Below are 21,436 nucleotides of genomic sequence, written 5' to 3'. Positions count from 1 at the left end.
TCCGAAGGGCGATACTGCGCCTTCGGCGTTCCGTCTCGCCCTTCGGATGCGAGGCGGCCGAAAATCGTGGTGGTTGGGTTGGGTGGGTGGCGTTGGTTGCGGCAGGTGGGGAATGTTCAGTCGCTGGACGGGATGACTACTGCGGGTTCGCATCGGCGGCTAGTTGTTCGTGTTGGCGGCGTCCAGGAAGGCGGGGCGTTCGCCGCCGCCGTGGACGAGCAGGGCGGCGCCGCTGATGTGGGCGGCCAGGGGGGAGGCCAGGAACAGCGCGGCGTTGCCGACGTCGGCGGGGTTGGCCAGGCGGCCGAGGGGGACGGTCTTCGCTACGGCGGCGACTCCGTCGGCGTCGCCGTAGTGCAGGTGGCTGAGTTCGGTTTCCACCGGGCCGACGACGACGGAGTTGAGCCGGACTTTCGGGGCCCATTCGACGGCCAGCGAGGAGACCAGGTTGTCCAGGCCCGCCTTGGCCGCGCCGTAGGCGGCGGTGCCGGGTGAGGGGCGGTGGCCGCTGACGCTGGTGATCATCACGATCGAGCCGCCCGCGTCCTGCTTCTGCATCAACGCGTTCGCCTGCTGCGAGATCAGCAGCGGCGCGAGGAGGTTCAGCTCCACGATCTTGGCGTGGAATTTGGGGCTCGCGGCGTCGGCCATCGCGAACGGCGCACCACCCGCGTTGTTCACCACATGGTCGATCCGGCCGTGCCTGGCGACGATCTCGGCGAACATCGCCGGCACCGCGTCGACATCGCGCACATCGCAGGTGAGGTGTTCGGTGCCGCGGTCCCCTACCGCGATCGGCTCGTCGGCCGGTCTGCGTGCGCAGGTCAGCACCGTCGCGCCCGCGGCGAGGAAGGCCCGGCTGATTCCGGCGCCGACACCTCGGACGCCACCCGTCACCAGAACGATCTGCTCGGAAAGGTCGATTTCTACAGCCACCGTGTTAACCTACCAAGCAATTGCTTGCTTTGTCTCGGATTCGCCGGGGCGCGCACGAGGAGACATCGCGATGGGGATAAACCGTCACACCGAAGCCGACGGGGTAGAGGTCGTCACAGTCGACTACCCGCCGGTCAACGCCCTGCCCTCGGACGGCTGGTTCGCACTGGCCGACGCCGTCCGGGCAGCGGGCCGCAACCAGGAGACCCGGGTGGTCGTGCTGCGCGCGGAGGGCCGCGGGTTCAACGCGGGCGTCGACATCAAGGAGATGAACGCCGACGTCGGCCATACCGCGCTGATCCGCGCCAACCACGGCTGTTTCGACGCCTTCGCCGCGGTCTACGACTGCGAGGTGCCCGTGGTCACCGCAGTGAACGGCTTCTGCCTCGGCGGCGGCATCGGCCTGGTCGGCAACTCCGACGTCATCGTCGCCTCCGACGACGCGACTTTCGGCCTGCCCGAAGTGGACCGTGGCGCGCTCGGCGCCGCCACGCACCTGTCCCGGCTGGTCCCCCAGCACCTGATGCGCACCATGTTCTACACCGCGGGCAAGCTCACCGCCCAGCAGCTGCACCACTTCGGCTCGGTGTACAAGGTGGTGCCGCGCGCCGAACTCGACGCCGCCGCGATGGACGTGGCGAAGAACATCGCGAACAAGGACGGCCGCGTGATCCGCGCCGCCAAACGTGCGCTCAACGGCATCGACGTGCAGGACGTGCACCGTTCCTACCGCTACGAGCAGGGCTTCACGATGGAGCTCAACCTCGCCGGTGTCGCCGACGAGATCAGGGCGCGCTTCGACGACGATCTCGCCGCGCAGAAGAAGGAGAGCTGAAAGCCATGCGCGACAAGAGAATGACCCTCGACGAGGTGGTCGGTGAGCTGCGCAGCGGCATGACCATCGGCATCGGCGGCTGGGGTTCACGACGCAAGCCGATGGCGCTGGTGCGCGCCCTGCTGCGCTCCGATGTCACCGACCTGACCGTGGTCACCTACGGCGGCCCCGACCTGGGGCTGCTGTGTTCGGCGGGCAAGGTCCGCAAGGCGTACTACGGGTTCGTGTCGCTGGATTCGGCGCCGTTCTACGATCCGTGGTTCGCGAAGGCGCGCACCGAGGGCGCGATCACCGTGCGCGAGATGGACGAGGGAATGGTGAAGTGCGGGCTGCAAGCGGCCGCCGCGCGACTGCCCTTCCTGCCGATCCGGGCCGGGCTCGGATCCGCCGTGCTCGACTTCTGGGAGGGCGAGCTGAAGACCGTCGCGTCGCCGTATCCCGCCGCCGACGGTCGTGTCGAGACCCTGGTCGCGATGCCCGCGTTGAATCTCGACGCTTCGTTCGTGCACCTGGATCTGGCCGACAAGCACGGCAACGCGGCCTACACGGGCGTCGACCCGTACTTCGACGATCTGTACTGCCTGGCGGCGGAGCGTCGCTACGTCTCGGTGGATCGCATCGTCGAGACCGAGGAACTGGTGAAAGCCGTTCCGCAACAGTCGATCATCCTCAACCGCATGCTGGTCGACGGTGTGGTGGAGTCACCCGGTGGCGCGCACTTCACCTTCTCCGGCAGCTACGGGCGCGACGAGAAGTTTCAGAAGCACTATGTGGCGGCCGCGAAGACGCCGGAGTCGTGGGCCGAGTTCAAGGCCCGCTACCTGGATGTCTCCGAAGAGGAATACCAGTCCGCGGTAGCCGCGTTCGCTGAGGAGCAGAAGCTATGACAATTACTCGTGCCGAGGTCTGCGTTGTCGCCGCCGCGGAGATCTTCCGCGGTGCCGGTGAGATCATGGCCAGCCCGATGTCGACGGTCACCACCATCGGGGCCCGGCTGGCCCGGCTCACCTTCGAACCCGACCTGCTGCTGTCCGACGGCGAGGCGCTGTTCTTCGCCGAGGTACCGGCGATCGGGGCCAAAGCCCCTGTCGAGGGCTGGATTCCGTTCTCCCGGGTGTTCGACGTGGTCGCCTCGGGCCGTCGCCATGTGGTGATGGGCGCCAACCAGATCGACCGGTTCGGCAACCAGAACCTGTCGGCCTTCGGTCCGCTCCAGCAGCCGACCAGGCAGATGTTCGGTGTGCGTGGCGCGCCAGGCAACACCATCAACCACGCGACCAGCTACTTCGTGCCCCGCCACAACAACCGGGTGTTCGTCGAGAAGGTCGACATCATCTCCGGAATCGGTTACGACAGAATCGATCCCGAGAATCCCGCGTACCGCTTTCATCATCTGCACCGGGTGGTGACCAACCTGGGCGTGTTCGACTTCAACGGCCCCGACCACACCCTGCGCGCGCTGTCGCTGCACCCGGGCGTGAGCGCGGCCGAGGTCGCGGAGAACACCTCCTTCGAGATCGCCGAGCTGGGTTCGGCGGGCGAGACCAGGCTGCCGACCGAGGAAGAGCTGCGGATCATCCGAACCGTGCTCGATCCCAAGGGTTTCCGGGAGAAGGAAGTGACGGCGTGAGCGCACGCTTGCGGACTCCGCTGACCGAGCTGGTCGGCATCGAGCACCCGGTCGTACAGACCGGCATGGGCTGGGTCGCCGGCCCCCGACTGGTCGCGGCCACCGCCAACGCGGGCGGACTCGGCATCCTCGCCTCGGCGACGATGACGTTCGAGGAGCTCGAGGCGGCGGTCGCCAAGACCAAGTCGCTCACCGACAAACCCTTCGGCGTGAACATCCGCGCCGACGCCACCGACGCGGGCGAGCGCATCGAGCTGCTCATCCGCGAGCAGGTACGCGTCGCGTCCTTCGCGCTAGCGCCGAAGAAGGAACTCATCGCCCGGCTCAAAGACGCCGGTGTCGTGGTAGTTCCGTCGATCGGTGCCGCCAAGCACGCGGTGAAGGTGGCGTCCTGGGGTGCCGACGCGGTGATCGTGCAGGGCGGTGAGGGCGGTGGGCACACCGGCCCGGTCGCCACCACGCTGCTGCTGCCGTCGGTGCTCGACGCGGTCGATATCCCGGTGATCGCGGCGGGTGGCTTCTTCGACGGTCGCGGCCTGGCTGCCGCGCTGTCCTACGGCGCGGCCGGTGTCGCGATGGGCACCCGCTTCCTGCTCACCCAGGAGAGCACCGTTCCCGAGGCCGTGAAGCAGGAGTACCTGGCGCGCGGCCTCGGGGACACGGTGGTGTCGGTGAAGGTCGACGGCATGCCGCATCGGATGCTCAACACCGAACTGGTGACCAAGCTCGAACACTCCGGCGGCTGGCGCGGCCTGTCGGCGGCGGTGTCGAACGCGGCCAAGTTCAAGAGCATGACCGGCATGAAATGGTCGACGCTGATGCGTGACGGTCTGGCCATGCGAAAGACCAAGGACCTCAGCTGGTCTCAGGTCGTGATGGCGGCGAACTCGGCGATGCTGACCAAGGCCGGTCTCGTCGAGGGCCGCACCGACGCGGGCGTGCTTCCCGCAGGCCAGGTCACCGGCATCATCGACAGCCTGCCGACGGTGGCGGAGCTGATCGACGGGATCGTCGCCGACGCCATCGCCCGGATCGAGGCGGTCTCGGCGCTCACCGTCGAGTCCGCCGCCGAAGCCCACTGACCCGGAGCCTCACCCGGCTCCCGCCACGAACTCGCCCCGATCGACGGCCCTGAGCCAACCGTCGGTCCCACGGGGGCGATCGAGCACCGGACCCGATGCCGCACTCACGAGGTGCGCATCGGGTCCGGTGCATTTTCGGTTCAGGGCGTCTCATAGTCGCGACACGCGCCCGAACCCGCTCCCGACGGCGCCCGGTCGCCTAAAGTTTGCCGGACATCGACATTGCACCGGGAGGTCGCATGGACGCCGAGTTCTCACGGCAGGTCCACGGCTCTACGGTGCCGGTATGCGCGATGATTGCCACCCTCCTCGCCGCGCCCCTCGGCCCGTGTCCGCCCCATCGCCACACCGACCCGCAGGAGTAGCGCGATGACAGCCTCGGAACAGACCGCGACCAAGAAGATGCCGCTGCTGACCTTGTCGGCGATGGTGGTCGGCTCCATGGTCGGTGCGGGCGTCTTCTCGCTGCCGCGCAACTTCGGCCAGGCCACCGGCGGATTCGGCGCGATCATCGCCTGGACGATCGCCGGCACCGGAATGCTGATGCTGGCGTTCGTCTTCCAGACGCTGGCCGTGCGCAAACCAGACCTCGACGCCGGTGTCTACGCCTACGCGAAGGCCGGCTTCGGTGAGTACCTCGGTTTCTTCTCCGCGTTCGGGTACTGGGCCAGCGCCTGTGTCGGCAATGTCAGCTACTGGGTGCTGATCAAGTCCACCCTCGGGCAGGTGCTGCCCATCTTCGGTGAGGGCAACACCGTTCCCGCGGTGCTGCTGTCCACGGTGTGCATCTGGGCGTTCCATTTCATGGTGCTGCGCGGGATCCAGGAAGCCGCCACCATCAACCAGATCGTCACCGTGGCCAAGCTGGTGCCGATCCTGGTGTTCATCGTGGTGCTGCTGTTCTACTTCGACCCCGGTGTCTTCGCCGACAACTTCTGGGGCGGCGACGCGTATTCCGAATCGCTGGTCGAACAGGTGCGTTCGACCATGTTGGTGACAGTCTTCGTGTTCCTCGGCATCGAGGGTGCGAGTGTGTACTCCAGGTACGCGCGCAAGCGCGAGGACATCGGTCGCGCCACCGTGCTCGGCTTCCTCAGCGTGCTGGCTATTTTCGCGTCGGTGACCATGGTGTCGTTCGGCATCATGCCGCGTGACGAACTCGCCGTGGCGCAGCAGCCGTCGATGTCGCCGGTCTTCGAATCCGCCGTCGGTACCTGGGGTGCCTGGTTCATCAGTATCGGACTGATCATCTCGGTCCTCGGCGCCTACCTGGCCTGGACGCTGATGGCCGCCGAGGTGCTGTTCGTGGCGGCGAAGGACCGGGACATGCCGTCGTTCCTGGCCCGGGTCAACGCCGCGAATGTGCCGGTGGTCGCGCTGATCTTCACCACCGTGCTGATCCAGATCGTGCTGGTCACCACGCTGTTCTCCGACGACGCGTTCACCTTCACCCTCAAACTGTGCAGTTCGCTGTCGCTGGTGCCGTACCTGCTGGCCGCGGCCTACGCGCTCAAGCTCGCCTACACCAGGGAGACCTACGAGCGGATCCAGCCGGGCGACCGCACCAAAGAGCTCGTCATCGCCTTCGTCGCCACCTTCTACACCGCGTTCATGCTCGTCGCGGCCGGCCTCGAATTCCTGCTGCTGTCGTGCATCATCTACGCGCCCGGCACCATCCTGTTCGCCCTGACCCGTCGCGAGGCGGGCAAGCGGATCTTCTCGCTCTGGGAGGCGGTCCTGTTCGGCGCCGTCGCCCTCGGCGCCGTTGTCGGCATCGTCGGCCTGGCGACCGGCGCCATCTCGATCTGAGTCCGCCCGATCTTTCGAGGAGCAGAAATGACCGGAACCCCCGCCACCGCGTTCGGCGTCCATTCCGAAGTCGGCACGCTGCGCAAGGTGCTGGTCTGCGCGCCCGGCCTGGCGCACGAACGGCTCACCCCGACCAACTGCGACGACCTGCTCTTCGACGACGTGCTGTGGGTGCAGAACGCCAAGCGCGACCACTTCGATTTCATGACGAAGATGCGCGACCGTGGCGTCGAGGTGGTCGAGCTGCACAATCTGCTCGCCGAGACCCTCGCCGTGCCCGGCGCGAAGGACTGGATTCTCGACCGCAAGATCGTGGCCAACGAAGTCGGGCTCGGGTTGATCGACGACACCAGGGCCTACCTGGACTCGGTGGACGACCGGACCCTGGCGACCTACCTCATCGGCGGACTCGCGACCGCGGACCTGCCCGCCGAATTCCGTTCCGGTTACCTGGCGCTGGCGCGCGAGCAGGCCGGGGTCCGTGAGTATCTGATGCCGCCGCTGCCGAACACGCTCTACACCCGCGACACCACCTGCTGGCTCTACGGCGGCGTCACCCTCAATCCGCTGTACTGGCCCGCCCGGCACGACGAGACGCTGCTGATGGCGGCGATCTACGCGTTCCATCCCGACTTCACCGGCGCGAAGGTCTGGTGGGGAGATCCCGAACAGGATTGGGGGCTGGCCACTTTCGAGGGCGGCGATGTGATGCCGGTCGGCAACGGGGTGGTGCTGGTCGGGATGAGCGAACGGACGTCCCGGCAGGCGATCACCCAGGTCGCCGCGTCGCTGTTCGCCGCAGGCGCCGCCGAGCGCGTGATCGTGGCGGGGATGCCGAAGCTGCGCTCGGCCATGCACCTCGACACCGTGTTCACCTTCGCCGACCGCGACCTGGTGACGGTGTATCCCGACATCGTCTACAACATCCACCCGTTCTCCCTGCGGCCCAGCGACCGCGCACCCGGTGTCGAGGTGACCGAGGAGACAGCGCCGTTCCTCGACGTGGTGGCCGCATCGCTGAACCTGCCGAAGCTGCGGGTGGTCGAGACCGGCGGCGGCTACTACGCCAACGAACGCCAGCAGTGGGACAGCGGCAACAACCTGGTCGCGGTCGAACCCGGCGTCGTGTTCGCCTACGACCGCAACACCCACACCAACGCGGCCCTGCGCAAGGAAGGCGTCGAGGTGATCACCATCGTCGGCGCGGAACTCGGCCGAGGCCGCGGCGGCGGCCACTGCATGACCTGTCCGCTGATCCGCGACGCCGTCGAGTTCTGAACGCGGCGATCAGCGGGAGCGCACCTCGACGCGGTTGTCGTGGAACACCGCGCCACCGCCGTAGTCCGAATCTCGTTCGGCGATCGTGGCGTTCACGGTGGCACCGCCGGTGAACTTCGCCCAGCGGCCCTTGGTGGTACCCGCGACTCCGGGCCGCACCCGGTCCGATACCTCGGCGACGGCCTCGAACGAGCCGCGATCGTTGGAGACGACCACCGCGGCGCCGTCGGCGATGCCCCGCGCGGCGGCGTCGCCGGGGTGCAGCGTGATGCTGGATTCGCCTGCGCGACGCCGCAATTCCGGGTTGGAGCCGAAGGAACTGTTCAGGAAGTAGTGCGAGGCGGCGGAGATCAGCACCAGACCGTCGCCGGAATCAGCGGGGGGTGTGTAGTCGGGCAGCGGGTCGTGACCCGCCGATTCCGCTCTGGCGGAAACGAACTGGAGCTTGCCGGCGGGCACCGGACCGGCCTGCACCTTGAGGAATCCCTCGGCCCTGAGCCGGTCGAGGTCGTAGCCCTTCAGCAGCTGACCGGCCAATTCTTCGTCGGAGTCGTACAGCGCCGGTTCGGTCAGACCCAGCCGATGCGAGAGTCTGCGGAAAGTCTCTGTCGTGGACAGGCATTCGCCCGGCGGCTCGACGGCGGGCTCGTTCCAGATCAGGTAGAGGTGGCCGTAGCCGGCGAGCACGTCGAGGTGCTCGGGTTGCATCGTGGCGGGGAGCACGATGTCGGCGTAGTCGACGGTGTCGGTGCCGAAGTGCTCGAGGACCACGGTGAACAGGTCCTCGCGCGACAGCCCCTCGATCACGCGACGCTGGTCGGGATTCGAGCCGACCGGATTGGCCCCGATCACGAACAGTGCCTTCACCGGCGGCTCATCGGTCTCGAGCAGGGCTTCGCCGAGTCTGGTCATCGAGAGTGTGCGGACCGGGTGCGCCAGCAGGTCGTCGCGGGTCAGCGCGGCTTCATCGAGCCGGAAGTGCCCGCTGGTCGAATAGTGCAGTCCCCCACCGGGTATCGCCCAGTCGCCGGTGACGCCGGGCAGGCAGGCGAGCACGCGCAGGGCCATCCCGCCGCCGGCGTGGCGCTGCATGCCCTGGGAGGCGCGGATCGCGGTCGGCCTGGTGCGCGCGATCCGCGCACCGAGCGCAACGATCTGATCTTCGGGAACGCCCGTGATCGCCGCGGTGCGTTCCGGCGTGAATTCGATGATGCGGTCCCGGAATTCGGGCCAGCCCTCGGTGTGTTCGGCGATGAACTCCTCGTCCTGCGCGCCGAGCGAGACGATCACGTGCAGCAGGCCGAGCGCCAGCGCCGCGTCGGTGCCGGGCAGCGGGGCGATGTGCTCGTCGCAGCGTTCGGAGGTCTTGGTGCGCACCGGGTCGATCGACACCAGGTACGCGCCGCTGTCCTGCACGAACTTCCACAGATGATGGCCGGAGGTGAGCGGGTTGGTGCCCCACAGCAGGATCAGTTTCGACTGTGCGAAGTCCTCGGGGTCCATGCCGCCGGAGGTGCCGAGGGTGTAGCGCAGGCCGGTGCCGCCCGCGACCGAGCAGATGGTCGGCGCGTGATGCGACGCCCCGAGCAGGTTGAACATCCTGCGCCCCGGAAAGCCTTCCAGCCCTTGGACATAGCCCAGGCTGCCGGTGCCGTGGAACGGCCAGACCGCCTCACCACCGAATTCGTCGATGATGCCGGTGAGGCGCGTGGCGATCTCGTCGAGCGCATCGTCCCAGCTGATCCGCTCGAACTGGCCCGACCCCTTCGGCCCCACCCGGCGCATCGGATACCGGAGTCTGCCCGGCGCGCCGACCTGCTCGAGATACCGGTTCACCTTCACGCACAGCGCACCGCGCGTGACCGGATGGTCCTTGTTCCCGCGCAGCCCCGTGGCCACCCCGTCCTCGACGGTCACCACCCACGAGCACGCGTCGGGGCAATCGAGCGGGCATGCACCGAGCACCTTCACCAGGCCATCATAGGTGGGATGAATCACCCACGCCGAGACCGGACGTGCCCGCCGCTGCGGCGCTGGGATGTGGCGACCCAGCGCTGAATGCGGCGACCCAGTGGTGGCGAACGAAGAGTGGTCCCCGGCGAAACCGCCGAGGACCACCACTTCTCGTACCGAAGTCCTACTTCTTGTCGGCGTCCAGACGCTCGATGATCGTCACGTTGGCCGTGCCGCCGCCCTCGCAGATGGTGAGCAGGCCGTAGCGGCCGTTCACCCGCTCGAGCTCGTTGAGCAGGGTGGCGAACAGCTTGGCGCCGGTCGCGCCGAGCGGGTGGCCGAGCGCGATGGCCCCGCCGTTGACGTTCACCTTCGCGGGATCGGCGCCGATCTCCTTGATCCAGGCCAGCACCACCGGGGCGAAGGCCTCGTTGATCTCGATGACGTCGATGTCGTCGATGGTCAGGCCGGTCTTCTCCAGCGCCCACTGGGTGGCCGGGATCGGCGCGCTGAGCATGAAGATCGGGTCGGCGCCGCGCGCGCTGACGTGATGGATGCGGGCGCGCGGGGTCAGGCCGTACTCCTTGACCGCCCATTCCGAGGCGAGCAGGGTGGCGCTGGCGCCGTCGGAGATCTGGCTGGCCACCGCCGCGGTGAGCGGGCTGCCCTCCGACAGCGGCTGCAGCGACGCCATCTTCTCCAGGCTGGTCTCGCGCGGACCCTGATCGACGGTGAACTCGCCGACCGGCACGATCTCGTTGTCGAAGCGGCCCTCGGTGATGGCGGTCTTGGCGCGCTGATGACTCTGCAGCGCCCAGCGCTCCATGTCCTCGCGGCTGATGCCCCACTTCTCGGCGATCATCTCGGCGCCCTTGAACTGGGAGACCTCGCCGGTGCCGTAGCGCGAGTCCCAGCCCTTGGCGCCGATGAACGAGGACTCGAAGCCGTAGGGCTTGGCCGCGAGCATGGCGGCGCCGATCGGGATGGCGCTCATGTTCTGCACGCCGCCTGCCACGATGACCTCGGCGGTGCCGCTCATGATGGCCTGCGCGCCGAAGTTGATCGCCTGCTGGCTGGAACCGCACTGCCGGTCGACGGTGACGCCGGGGACCTCTTCGGGGTAGCCCGCGACCAGCCACATGGTGCGGCCGATATTGCCCGCCTGCGGGCCGAGGTTGTCGACACAACCGACGATCACGTCGTCGACGACGGCCGGGTCGATGCCCGTGCGCTCGACGAGCCCACGCAGCGCGGCCGCGCCGAGATCGGCGGAATGCACCTCGGCCAGCGCGCCACCGCGCTTGCCCACCGCGGTACGCACCGCATCGATCACATAGGCCTCCCGCAACGGGGCATAGGGGCGGCGCTCGGCGGATGCGGTCATGATGGAACTCCTATTTCGCGGTGCTCCCGGGCAGGGTCAGCCCGTCGAGCACGATGGTGAGATATTGCTGGGCAAGGTTTTGCACGGTGATCGGGCCACCGGGGGTGTACCAGCGGACCGCGACCCACACGGTGTCGCGCAGGAAGCGGAAGGCCAGTTCCACGTCGAGTTCGGGCCGGAAGCTGCCGTCGGCCACGCCGGCGGCGAGCACGCGGTGCCATAGGTCGCGGAACTCGGTGTTGAAGTCGCGGATATAGCCGAACCGCTCGGCGTCGCGCAGGTTCTTGGCCTCGGCCTGGTAGATCGCGACGGCGGCGTGATGGCGGTCGAACGACTCGTAGGACGCGATCACCAAGGACTCCAGGGTGTCTCGCGAGCTCATGCTCGCGCCCGCGATCTCGCGGTAGCGACCGAACAGGTCGTCGAGGAATCCGCGCAGGATCTCGTCGACCATCGATTCCTTGGAGTCGAAATGGTGATACAGGCTGCCCGACAGGATGCCCGCCGAGTCGGCGATATCGCGCACCGTCGTGGCGCGCAGTCCACGTTCGGCGAACAGGTCGGCGGCGAGGTCGAGGAGTTCGGCGCGGCGGGTGCGTTTCACGGTGTCGGGTGCGGTCACACCCGTCATCGTACAACCAAGCACTTGCTTGGTTTCGGAGAACCCGCCACGGCGATCATGCGCGCTGGCTGCTCACCGAGACAACCTCGCCGGTCAGATACGAGGTGTAGTCACTGGCCAGCATGGCGATCGTCGCCGCTACTTCCCACGGTTCGGCGGCGCGACCGAAGGCCTCGCGCTCGCTGAGCGAGTCGAGCAACTCGGTCGAGCTCACCTTGTCCAGGAACGGGTGGCGGGCGATGCTCGGCGCGACGGCGTTGATCCGCACCCCGAATTCGGCGGCTTCGACCGCGCTGCACCTGGTCAGCGCCATCACCCCCGCCTTGGCGGCGGCGTAGTGCGCCTGGCCGTGCTGGGCACGCCAGCCGAGGACGGAGGCGTTGTTCACGATCACGCCGCCGTGGCCCGCGCCGCGGAAGTACCCCAGCGCCGCACGGGTGCAGCGGAAGGTGCCGGTGAGGGTGATGTCGAGAACCTGGTCCCACTGCTCGTCGGTCATGTCGACCACCGGGGTCTCACCGCCGAGGCCCGCGTTGTTGACCATGATGTCGATCCGGCCGAGTTCGGCGGCCGCGTCGGCCAGCAGCTGATTCACCTGCGCGGTGTCGCGGACATCGCAGACCACGGCACCGACCCGGCGCTCGGGGAACTCCTTGGCCAGCAGCTCGGCGGTCTCGGTCAACCGGCGCTCGTGCCAGTCGGAGACGACCACGTCGGCGCCCTCTTCGAGGAGCCTGCGCGCGGTCGCCGAGCCGATGCCGGTGCCCGCGGCGGCGGTGATCACGGCCGTCCGGCCCGCGAGCAGGCCGTGTCCGGGGATCGAAGCCGGCGCGATCGACAGGGACTTGTTCGCGCCCGAATAGGTCTGCTCACTCACGGGCGTGCCTCTCGCGGGAGACCGAGCACACGCTCGGCGATGATGTTGCGCTGCACTTCGTTCGAACCTCCATAGATCGTGTCGGCGCGGCTGAACAGGTACAGCCGCTGCCATGCGGTCATGTCGTCGGGGCCGGTGAGCAGGCCCGTCGCGCCTTGGACGGCCATCGCCAGTTCGCCGAGGTCGCGATGCCAGTTGGCCCACAGCAACTTCGACACCGAGGCGCCGCCCGCGTCATCGTGGTCCTCGCTCATGGTGCGCAGCGCGTGCGCGCGCAGCACCCGCAGTCCCACCCAGGCGCGATCGAGGCGATCGGCGATCAGCGGGTCGTCGGCGGCGCCGGTGCGCCGGGCCAGGTCTTCGATGTCGGAGAGCTCGCGCGCGAAGCGGATCTGCTGGCCGAGGGTGGAGATGCCGCGCTCGAAGGTGAGCGTGCCCATCGCGATTCGCCAGCCGTCGCCCGGCGCGCCGACCACCAGGTTCGCATCGGTGACGGCATCGTCGAAGAAGACCTCGTTGAACTCGGAGGTGCCGGTGAGCTGTTCGATCGGCCGCACTTCGATGCCCGGCTGGTTCATCGGGACCAGCAGATAGGACAGGCCCTTGTGACGGCTCGAGCCGCGCTCGGTGCGGGCGATGACGAAGCACCAGTCGGCGACGTGCGCGAGCGAGGTCCAGATCTTCTGGCCGTTGATCACCCACTTGTCGCCGTCCAGGCGCGCGGTGGTCGAGACGGCGGCCAGGTCGGAACCGGCGCCGGGCTCGGAATAGCCCTGGCACCACAGTTCGCCGACCGAGCGCACGCCCGGCAGGAAGCGCTTCTTCTGCTCCTCGGTGCCGAAGGCCAGCACGGTGGGGCCGAGCAGTTCCTCGCCCACGTGCGAGACCCGCGCCGGCGCGTCGGCCTTGGCGTATTCCTCGTGGAAGATCACCTGCTGACGCACACTGGCGCCGCGACCGCCGTATTCGACCGGCCAGCCGAGGCAGGTCCACCCCGCCGCGGCGAGGTGGCGGTCCCAGGCCAGCCGCTCGTCGAAGAATTCGTGTTCGCGGCCGGGTCCACCGGTGCCGCGCAGGTCAGCGAACTCGCCCGAAAGATTTTCGGCGAGCCAATCGCGTATTTCCGCGCGAAACTCCGCGTCGGAAGTCGCGGTATCGGAATCTGAGGTCTGGATCACGCCCACCTCGGTAGGATAACCTACCAAGCACTTGCTTTGTTAGCTGCTTCGGAAGAACAGCGAACCGCACAACGGTGAGGACCCCGTGACACCCCCTGCACAAACCACTCCGCAGGCGCTGCGCCACATCGCAGCGGCGCATCCGCACGAGCCTGCCCTGATCGACGGCGCGATCCGCCTGGACTGGACCGAGCTACTCGACCAGGTCCGGGTGGCCGCCCGCGCCCTGATCGCCCGTGGCATCTCCCCCGGCGACCGGGTCGCGATGTGGGCGCCGAACACCTATCACTGGGTGATCGCCGCCCTGGCCGCGCACTCCGCCGGGGCCGCGCTGGTGCCGCTGAACACCCGCTACGTGGCGGCCGAGGCCGTCGACGTGCTGGCCCGCGTCGACGCGAAGGCCTTGTTCGTCGCCGGTCCGTTCCTCGGTCGCGATCGGGCGGCGGAACTCGCGGCGGCGGCGCCGGAACTGGGCATCGGGACCGTCGTCGTCATTCCGATCGAGAGCGAAGCGGCCCCGGCCACCGCCGAGCCCGCACGCACGACGGTGACGTGGGACGAGTTGCTCGCACAGGCCGCGACGGTGTCCGAAGAGGTCGGCGAGGAGCGGGCGGCCCAGGTCTCCCCCGACGACATCTCCGACATTCTCTTCACCTCCGGCACCACCGGCCGTAGCAAGGGCACTCTCGTCGCGCACCGGCAGGCGCTGGGGGTGGTGCGCGGCTGGGTCGAGTGCTCGACCCTGCGCGCGGGCGACCGCTACCTGGTGATCCCGCCGTTCTTCCACAACTTCGGTTACAAGGCGGGCATTCTCGCGTGCCTGGTCACCGGGGCCACGATCGTGCCGCAGGCCACCTTCGACGTGCCCGCCGCGCTGGCGCTCATCGAGTCCGCGCGGATCACCGTGCTCACCGGGCCACCGACGATCTACCAGACCATCCTCGAGCATCCCCAGCGCACCGAGCGTGACCTGAGCTCGCTGCGGGTGGCGGTGACCGGCGCGGCGACCGTGCCGGTGGTGCTGATCGAGCGAATGCGCGACGATCTCGCGTTCGAGGTGGTGATCACCGCCTACGGCCTGTCCGAGACGGCCGGTTTCGGCACCATGTGCCGTCCGTCCGACGACGCGGCCACCATCGCCAACACCTGCGGCGGGCCGATCGCCGACTTCGAACTGCGCCTGTCCGACGCCGGTGAGGTGCTGCTGCGCGGACCGAACGTGATGCTCGGCTACCTCGACGACCCCGAGGCCACCGCCGAGGCCATCGACGCCGACGGCTGGCTGCACACCGGCGACATCGGCATCGTCGACGAGCGCGGCTATCTGAAGATCACCGACCGGCTCAAGGACATGTACATCACCGGCGGGTTCAACGTGTACCCCGCCGAGATCGAACAGACCCTGGCCCGGCTCGACGGCGTCGCCGAGTCGGCGGTGATCGGCGTGCCCGACGAGCGGATGGGCGAGGTCGGCAAGGCCGTCGTCGTCCGCAAGGCCGGATCGACGCTGACCGCCGACGAGGTCATCGCCTTCGCCGCAGGCAAATTGGCGAACTTCAAAGTGCCCAGGCTTGTCGAGTTCCGCGACCAGCTGCCCTACAGCGCCGCGGGCAAAGTGCTCAAGCGTGAGCTACGTGAGGAGAAGTCGTGAGTTCCGAAACCGAGACCGAGGTCGTCACCTACGCGGTGCGCGGATCGGTCGCCGTCGTCACCATGAACCGGCCCGATTTCCGCAATGCGCAGAACTCGAAGATGACCTATGCCCTCGATGCCGCCTTCGTGCGCGCGGTCGAGGATCCCGAGGTCAAGGTGATCGTGCTGGCGGGCAACGGAAAGCACTTCAGCGCAGGCCACGACATCGGTACCCCGGGCCGCGACCACGACGTGCACTACGAGAACAAGGCCGCGCTGTGGTGGGACCACCTCGATCGCCCCGGTGGCGACCAGCGCTTCGCGCGCGAGTCCGAGGTGTATCTCGGCATGTGCAGGCGCTGGCGGGAGATCCCCAAGCCGATGGTGGCGATGGTGCAGGGCGCGTGCATCGCGGGCGGGCTGATGCTGGCCTGGGTGTGCGACCTGATCGTCTGCTCCGATGACGCGTTCTTCTCCGATCCGGTGGTCCGGATGGGCATTCCGGGTGTGGAGTACTTCGCGCATCCGTGGGTGATGGGGCCGCGCGCGGCCAAGGAGTTCCTGTTCACCGGCGACCGGTTCGGGGCGGCCCAGGCCAAAGAGTGGGGCATGGTCAACCGGGTCGTGCCGCGCGAGCAGCTGGAGGCCGAGGTGATGGGGCTCGCGGAGAAGATCTCCGCCATGCCGCAATTCGGGCTCGCGCTCACCAAGAAGGCTGTCAACCAGGCCGAGGATCTGATGGGCATGCGCTCCGGCATGGACTCGGTCTTCGGGCTGCATCATTTCGCACACGCGCACAACGCCGAGGTCGGCGCCGATTCACTCGGCGGGATGAACGCCCGCTCGATGAAGGCCACCGCCACCTCTACCGAACAGAACGGGACGAAGTAAGTGGATCTCGAGATCGACCCGGCTGCCCGGGAATTCCAGCTGGAGGTGCGCGAGTTCCTCGCCGCCAACGTACCGGCGGAGCCGTTGCCGTCGATGGATACCGCGGAAGGCTTCGCCGCGCATCGGGAATGGGAAGCGAAGCTGGCGCAGGCCCGGCTGTCCGCGGTCTCGTGGCCGCGCGAGTTCGGCGGGCGTGACGCGTCGATCCTCGAGTGGGTGCTGTTCGAGCAGGAGTATTACGCCGCGGGCGCACCGGGTCGGGTCGCGCAGAACGGCATCTTCCTGCTCGCGCCGACGCTGTTCGAGCACGGCACCCCCGAACAGCTCGCGCGGATCCTGCCGCGCATGGCGCGCGGTGACGACATCTGGGCGCAGGCCTGGTCGGAACCCGAGTCGGGCAGCGACCTCGCGAGCCTGCGCTCCACCGCACGGCGCACCGAGGGCGGCTGGCTGCTCAATGGCCAGAAGACGTGGAGTTCGCGTGCGTCGTTCGCCGATTGGGCGTTCGGCCTGTTCCGCAGCGATCCCGAGGCACAGCGCCACCACGGACTCACCTACGTGATGTTCCCGCTCACCGCCGAGGGCGTGAGCGTGCGGCCGATCCCCCAGCTCGACGGCGAACCCGGCTTCGCCGAGATCTTCCTCGACGACGTTTTCGTGCCCGACCACGACGTGATCGGCGGCGTGAACGAGGGCTGGCGGGTCGCGATGGCGACCTCGTCGAACGAACGTGGCCTCTCGCTGCGCAGCCCCGGACGGTTCAGCGCCACCGCGCAGCGCCTCATCGACCTGTGGCGCGAGACCGCCGACCCGAGCGACACCGCGGCCAGGAACTCGGTGGTCGACGCCTGGCTCGGCGCCGAGTCCTACCGCCTGCACACCTTCGGCACCGTCACCCGCCTCACCGACGGCGGCCAGCTCGGCGCGGAGTCGTCGATCACCAAGGTGTACTGGTCCGAGCTCGACATCGCGATGCACGAGACGGCGCTGGACCTGCTCGGCTCGGCCGCCGAGCAGCGCAGCACCTGGACCGACGGCTATCTGTTCTCGCTCTCGGGCCCGATCTACGCGGGCACCAACGAGATCCAGCGCAACATCATCGCCGAACGCATCCTCGGACTGCCCCGCGAGAGCAAGCGATGAACGTCAATTTCTCGGGCCGAATCGCCCTTGCGAACACAGGAGGTCTGCGATGAGATTCGCGCTCAGTACCGAACAGCTCGACTTCGCCGCCGAACTGCGCAAGATTCTCGATGCCGGACAGGTGCCCGCGGCGGTGCGTGTCTGGGCCGACGGTGACACCACCAAGGGGCGCGCCCTGCTGCGGCAGATCGCCGACATGGGCGTCTTCGGTCTGATCGTCGACGAGAAGTACGACGGGGCGGATGCCACCACCGTCGATCTCGTGGTCGCGCTGATCGAACTGGGCCGCGGCGCCGCGCCCGGGCCCGTGATCGAGTCCGCCGCCGTGATTCCCGCTCTGCTGCAACGTCTTCCGGACGACGCACCTGCCCAGCGATGGTTGCCCGCGCTCGCGAGCGGCGAGGCGCTCGGCACCATCACCTTCGAGGCGCAGCGCGGCATCGCCCTCGACGCCGACATCGCCGAGCCGGTCCTCGTCGCCGCCGACGGCCGACTGACACTCGGCGTCGCGCCGACGGATTCGGTGACCTCGATCGACCCCGCCCGCAAGCTGTTTCGCGTGCGGGCCGAGGAAGTGATCGCCCAGGGCCCCGAGGCCGAAGCCGCCATCGACTACGCCTTCGACATCGGTGTTCTCGCCTGTGCCGCACAGCTCCTCGGTGCGGGCCGCTCGATTCTCGAGCAGACCACCTCTTACGCGAAGCAGCGCAAGCAGTTCGGTCGTGCGATCGGTGAATTCCAGGCGGTGAAACAGCAACTCGCCGACGTGCTGATCGCCTTGGATCTGGCCGAGCCGCTGGTGTACCGCGCGGCCCTCACACTGGATTCGGACGACCGCGCTCGCGATGTCTCGGCAGCCCTGGTGACCTGCGGCGACGCCGCCCATCGTGCCGCGCGTGCCGGGCTTCAGGTGCACGGGGCCATCGGCTACACCGCGGAATTCGACCTGTCGCTGTGGCTGACCAAGGTCGCGGCCCTTCGAACTGCGTGGGGCACCGCCGACTTCCATCGCGGCAGAATCGCCGACGCGCTACGCGCCGCCGAACCTGCGGCCGCAACGAGCTGAGACCCGCGATGCCACCGACGACACCGGCCGAATGCCGCGCGGGTCTGTGTCGCGGTGGCAGCCGAGTCCCGCCGAACCGCAGCCGACGCTCTCCCACCGCCGCCGCCATCACCGAGCCTTACGAGGAACCCCATGTCATCGAATGAACTACTCGAATTCCGGACCTCCGTGCGGGCCCTGCTCGGCAAGCACGCCACGTCGGCCGCGCTGCGTACCGCGATGGACACCGACCTCGGGTACGACCCGAAGTTGTGGCGGATGCTGTGCGAGCAGGTCGGGGTCGCCGCGCTCGCGGTGCCGGAGGAGTGGGGTGGCGCGGGCGCCGGGCTCGTCGAATCGCTCATGGTCGTGGGCGAATTGGGGCGGACGCTGAGCGGGGTGCCGATGCTCGGGTCAGCGGTGCTCGGGGTGCAGGCGATTCTGCTGGCCGGTGACGAGCAGTCGTGCGCCCGGCTGTTGCCCGATCTGGCGGATGGGTCACGCACGGCGGCCCTGTGCTGGGCGGACGCCACCGGGTGGGATGCGGCCGGGGTCAGCGCGACCGGCGGAAAGCTCAGTGGCGCGGCCCATTACGTGCTGCACGGCGCTCAGGCCGACCTGCTGTTGGTGCTGACCGATGACGGACTGTTCGAGACGACAGCGGACGCCCCCGGCGTGGCTGTCACCGCGACCCCCGCGCTCGATCCCACGCGCAAGCTCGCCACCATCACCTTCACCGATGCCCCCGCCACCTGGATCGGCACCGGCGACCCCGCCGCGCTGCGCCGCCGGCTGCGCGAGATCGCCTGGGCGGCACTGGCCGCCGAGCAGGTCGGCGCGGCCAGGCGCTGCCTCGAGATGACGGTGGAGTACACGGCCTCGCGCGTGCAGTTCGGTCGTCCGATCGGCAGCTTCCAGGCGCTCAAGCACCGGATGGCCGATATGTACGTGCTGGTCGAGTCGGCCGAATCGGCGGCGCTGGCCGCCGCACTCGCGGTGGCCGAGGACAGTCCGTCTGCCGCGGAGGACGTGTGGGTCGCGCGCAAGCACTGCACCGAGACCTTCTCCACGGTGACGGCCGAGACCATCCAGTTGCACGGCGGCATCGCCATCACCTGGGAACACGACGCCCACCTCTTTTTCAAGCGGGCGCACGCCACCGCCGAGCTGTTCGGCACCGGGCGTCGTCCGGTCGCGGCCTAGCCGTATTCACCGAAAGCCCTGGTCGCAGCTCCGCGACCAGGGCTTTCGGCATGCTGTGCGCCATTTCACCGGGCTTGGGCGCGGATCGGTCTGGATTTAGATAATTAGCTTATGTAATATAATCTCCTGTGAAGCAGACAGCGCAGCCATCGGCAGACGACATCGTGGTCGACCTGTTGGTCACCGCTGGTCGGCTCACCCGACTGGCCGGGGCGATCAGCAACGACGACCTGCCCCGCGCGGTCCTGCGGGCCCTTTCCGTGCTCGACGAGCACGGCGGGCTGCGGGTCAGCGATTTCGCCCGGATCGACAGATGTTCCCAACCGGCGGCAACGGCGCTGATCGGTCGACTCGTCACCGACGGCTTCGCATCCCGCACCAAAGACCCGCACGACTCCCGGGCAGTGCTCATCGAGCTCACCCCGGCCGGCCGGTCCCGCCTCACCGAGGCCAGACGCGCGTTCGCCGCCGCCATGGCACCCGGACTGGCCGATTTCGATCTCGATCGGCTGATCCGCCTCGATACCGACATGAACGACCTGCTGACAGCCCTTCGCTCGGTTGCCCGCGGTCATCAGTGATGCAAACAGGAGCGCCAGTGAGCACCCCCCAGCTGACTCGCGACGACAACGCCGCAACCACCAACTCCCAGCCCAAAGCCGTGTGGGCCGTCGCTTTCGCGAGCGTCATCGCGTTCATGGGCATCGGCCTGGTCGATCCCATTCTCAAGCCCATCGGCGAACAGCTGAACGCGACGCCGTCCCAGGTGTCGTTGCTGTTCACCAGCTACATGGCCGTCACCGGCGTCGCCATGCTGGTCACCGGCGTGATCTCGAGCCGCTTCGGCGCGAAGAAGACGCTGCTGTCCGGGCTGGCGATCATCATCGTGTTCGCCGCGCTGGCGGGCATGTCCGGCAGCATCGGCGAGATCATCGGCTTCCGCGCGGGCTGGGGTCTGGGCAACGCCCTGTTCATCGCGACGGCGCTGGCCACCATCGTCGGCGCGGCCACCGGCGGCGTCGCCAAGGCGATCATTCTCTACGAGGCCGCGCTCGGCATCGGCATCGCGACCGGCCCGCTGCTGGGTGGCGTGCTCGGTGGAATCAGCTGGCGCGGACCGTTCTTCGGAGTCTCGGTGCTGATGGCCGTCGCCTTCATCGCGATCGTCGTGCTGCTGCCCGAAACGCCGAAGGCCGCGCACCCCACCTCGATCACCGCGCCGTTCAAAGCCCTGCGGCACAGAGGATTGCTCACCGTGAGCATCACCGCGCTGCTCTACAACTTCGGCTTCTTCACCCTGCTCGCGTTCACCCCGTTCCCGCTGGACATGGGCACCTACGCGATCGGCTTCATCTTCTGCGGCTGGGGCATCCTGCTCGCCCTGTCCTCGGTGTTCCTCGCCCCGAAACTGCAGGCGCGCTTCGGTTCGCTGCCGATGATGGCCTTGTCGCTGGGCCTGTTCGCGGTCGACCTGGCCGTGATGGGGATGTTCACCGAACACAAGGTCGTGCTGATCGTCGGTGTGGTGATCGCCGGTGCGTTCCTCGGCGTGAACAACACGCTGATCACCGAGGCCGTGATGATCTCGGCGCCGGTCGAGCGCTCGACCGCGTCGGCGGCGTACAGCTTCGTCCGATTCGGTGGCGGTGCGGCCGCTCCGTGGGTGGCGGGCAAACTCGGCGAGCACAACATGTCGCTGCCGTTCTGGCTCGGCGCGGTCTGCACGGCCGCCGCGGTCGCGGTCCTCTACATCGGCCGCGGCGCCCTGGCCCACATCGACGACCACGACCCGACCCCGCACTCGATCGAGGAGGCTCAGGCCATCACCGTCGGCGATTGAGAGCTCTATTTTTGGAGCGCTGGCGCGCTCGAGTTCGCGGCCCCGCCGGTCCCGTCGATCAGGTGCCGTTGCTTGCTCCTTCGTCGCCTACGCAACGG

19 protein-coding genes are annotated in these 21,436 nt (G+C 68.3%); 13 read left to right on the top strand and 6 right to left on the bottom strand.

The features are described 5' to 3' along the window. Window positions 1-159 precede the first annotated feature (159 nt). Window positions 160-936 (bottom strand): SDR family oxidoreductase, encoded by a 777-nt coding sequence (locus ACWGCN_RS34395; RefSeq protein WP_452450133.1) that lies wholly within the window; start codon window positions 934-936, stop codon window positions 160-162. Between the two features lie 70 nt (window positions 937-1,006). Here ACWGCN_RS34395 and ACWGCN_RS34390 point away from each other — a divergent pair, with 70 nt between their 5' ends. The 6 genes from ACWGCN_RS34390 (at window position 1,007) to arcA (ending at window position 7,570) form a co-directional block, all read left to right on the top strand. Continuing rightward, window positions 1,007-1,771, top strand: coding sequence for an enoyl-CoA hydratase family protein (locus ACWGCN_RS34390; RefSeq protein ID WP_056818882.1), 765 nt, complete (start codon window positions 1,007-1,009; stop codon window positions 1,769-1,771). Next, window positions 1,768-2,658: a CoA transferase subunit A gene (locus tag ACWGCN_RS34385; RefSeq protein ID WP_266297857.1), complete on the top strand. Its 891-nt coding sequence runs from the start codon at window positions 1,768-1,770 to the stop codon at window positions 2,656-2,658. Before ACWGCN_RS34390 ends, ACWGCN_RS34385 begins: the two co-directional genes overlap by 4 nt. After that, window positions 2,655-3,401, top strand: coding sequence for a CoA-transferase subunit beta (locus tag ACWGCN_RS34380; RefSeq protein ID WP_379314554.1), 747 nt, complete (start codon window positions 2,655-2,657; stop codon window positions 3,399-3,401). The genes ACWGCN_RS34385 and ACWGCN_RS34380 overlap by 4 nt, the downstream gene beginning before the upstream one ends. Further along, window positions 3,398-4,483, top strand: coding sequence for an NAD(P)H-dependent flavin oxidoreductase (locus ACWGCN_RS34375; protein WP_379314555.1), 1,086 nt, complete (start codon window positions 3,398-3,400; stop codon window positions 4,481-4,483). The genes ACWGCN_RS34380 and ACWGCN_RS34375 overlap by 4 nt, the downstream gene beginning before the upstream one ends. A gap of 369 nt (window positions 4,484-4,852) precedes the next feature. Continuing rightward, window positions 4,853-6,292 (top strand): basic amino acid/polyamine antiporter, encoded by a 1,440-nt coding sequence (locus ACWGCN_RS34370; RefSeq protein WP_378631650.1) that lies wholly within the window; start codon window positions 4,853-4,855, stop codon window positions 6,290-6,292. Between the two features lie 27 nt (window positions 6,293-6,319). Next, entirely contained in the window at window positions 6,320-7,570 is a 1,251-nt protein-coding gene (gene arcA / locus ACWGCN_RS34365) for an arginine deiminase (protein ID WP_378990664.1), read from the top strand. Window positions 7,571-7,579: 9 nt separating this feature from the next. On the opposite strand, the gene ACWGCN_RS34360 is transcribed toward arcA, so the two are convergent. The 5 genes from ACWGCN_RS34360 to ACWGCN_RS34340 form a co-directional block, all read right to left on the bottom strand. Further along, entirely contained in the window at window positions 7,580-9,541 is a 1,962-nt protein-coding gene (locus ACWGCN_RS34360; RefSeq protein WP_452459959.1) for a molybdopterin-containing oxidoreductase family protein, read from the bottom strand. A 166-nt stretch (window positions 9,542-9,707) separates the two neighbouring features. Beyond that, a complete protein-coding gene (locus ACWGCN_RS34355; protein WP_452459963.1) occupies window positions 9,708-10,871 on the bottom strand; it encodes an acetyl-CoA C-acetyltransferase in 1,164 nt (387 codons plus the stop codon). A 46-nt stretch (window positions 10,872-10,917) separates the two neighbouring features. Beyond that, window positions 10,918-11,538 carry a TetR/AcrR family transcriptional regulator gene (locus ACWGCN_RS34350; RefSeq protein ID WP_378990668.1) on the bottom strand — a complete coding sequence of 207 codons (621 nt, stop codon included), beginning with the start codon at window positions 11,536-11,538 and terminating at the stop codon, window positions 10,918-10,920. 46 nt (window positions 11,539-11,584) lie between these two features. Next, window positions 11,585-12,406 carry an SDR family oxidoreductase gene (locus tag ACWGCN_RS34345; protein ID WP_378913800.1) on the bottom strand — a complete coding sequence of 274 codons (822 nt, stop codon included), beginning with the start codon at window positions 12,404-12,406 and terminating at the stop codon, window positions 11,585-11,587. After that, entirely contained in the window at window positions 12,403-13,590 is a 1,188-nt protein-coding gene (locus ACWGCN_RS34340) for an acyl-CoA dehydrogenase family protein (protein WP_379312271.1), read from the bottom strand. The genes ACWGCN_RS34345 and ACWGCN_RS34340 overlap by 4 nt, the downstream gene beginning before the upstream one ends. 79 nt (window positions 13,591-13,669) lie before the next feature. On the opposite strand from ACWGCN_RS34340, the gene ACWGCN_RS34335 reads away from it, so the two are divergent. From ACWGCN_RS34335 to ACWGCN_RS34305, 7 genes are all read left to right on the top strand, one after another. Beyond that, window positions 13,670-15,235 carry a FadD3 family acyl-CoA ligase gene (locus ACWGCN_RS34335; RefSeq protein ID WP_452459960.1) on the top strand — a complete coding sequence of 522 codons (1,566 nt, stop codon included), beginning with the start codon at window positions 13,670-13,672 and terminating at the stop codon, window positions 15,233-15,235. After that, entirely contained in the window at window positions 15,232-16,107 is an 876-nt protein-coding gene (locus ACWGCN_RS34330) for an enoyl-CoA hydratase (protein WP_378990671.1), read from the top strand. The genes ACWGCN_RS34335 and ACWGCN_RS34330 overlap by 4 nt, the downstream gene beginning before the upstream one ends. After that, complete coding sequence (locus tag ACWGCN_RS34325) at window positions 16,108-17,250, top strand: acyl-CoA dehydrogenase family protein (RefSeq protein ID WP_449967983.1); 1,143 nt, start codon at window positions 16,108-16,110, stop codon at window positions 17,248-17,250. A 49-nt stretch (window positions 17,251-17,299) separates the two neighbouring features. Continuing rightward, window positions 17,300-18,316 (top strand): acyl-CoA dehydrogenase family protein, encoded by a 1,017-nt coding sequence (locus tag ACWGCN_RS34320; RefSeq protein ID WP_452459961.1) that lies wholly within the window; start codon window positions 17,300-17,302, stop codon window positions 18,314-18,316. A 132-nt stretch (window positions 18,317-18,448) separates the two neighbouring features. Further along, complete coding sequence (locus tag ACWGCN_RS34315; RefSeq protein ID WP_452459962.1) at window positions 18,449-19,498, top strand: acyl-CoA dehydrogenase family protein; 1,050 nt, start codon at window positions 18,449-18,451, stop codon at window positions 19,496-19,498. A gap of 128 nt (window positions 19,499-19,626) precedes the next feature. Continuing rightward, entirely contained in the window at window positions 19,627-20,079 is a 453-nt protein-coding gene (locus ACWGCN_RS34310) for a MarR family winged helix-turn-helix transcriptional regulator (protein ID WP_378990677.1), read from the top strand. Window positions 20,080-20,096: 17 nt separating this feature from the next. After that, entirely contained in the window at window positions 20,097-21,338 is a 1,242-nt protein-coding gene (locus tag ACWGCN_RS34305) for an MFS transporter (protein WP_452460497.1), read from the top strand. The last annotated feature ends 98 nt before the right edge of the window (window positions 21,339-21,436 follow it).

Source organism: Nocardia sp. NPDC055050 (assembly GCF_053608345.1).
This window is presented reverse-complemented; position numbering and strand designations above follow the sequence as displayed.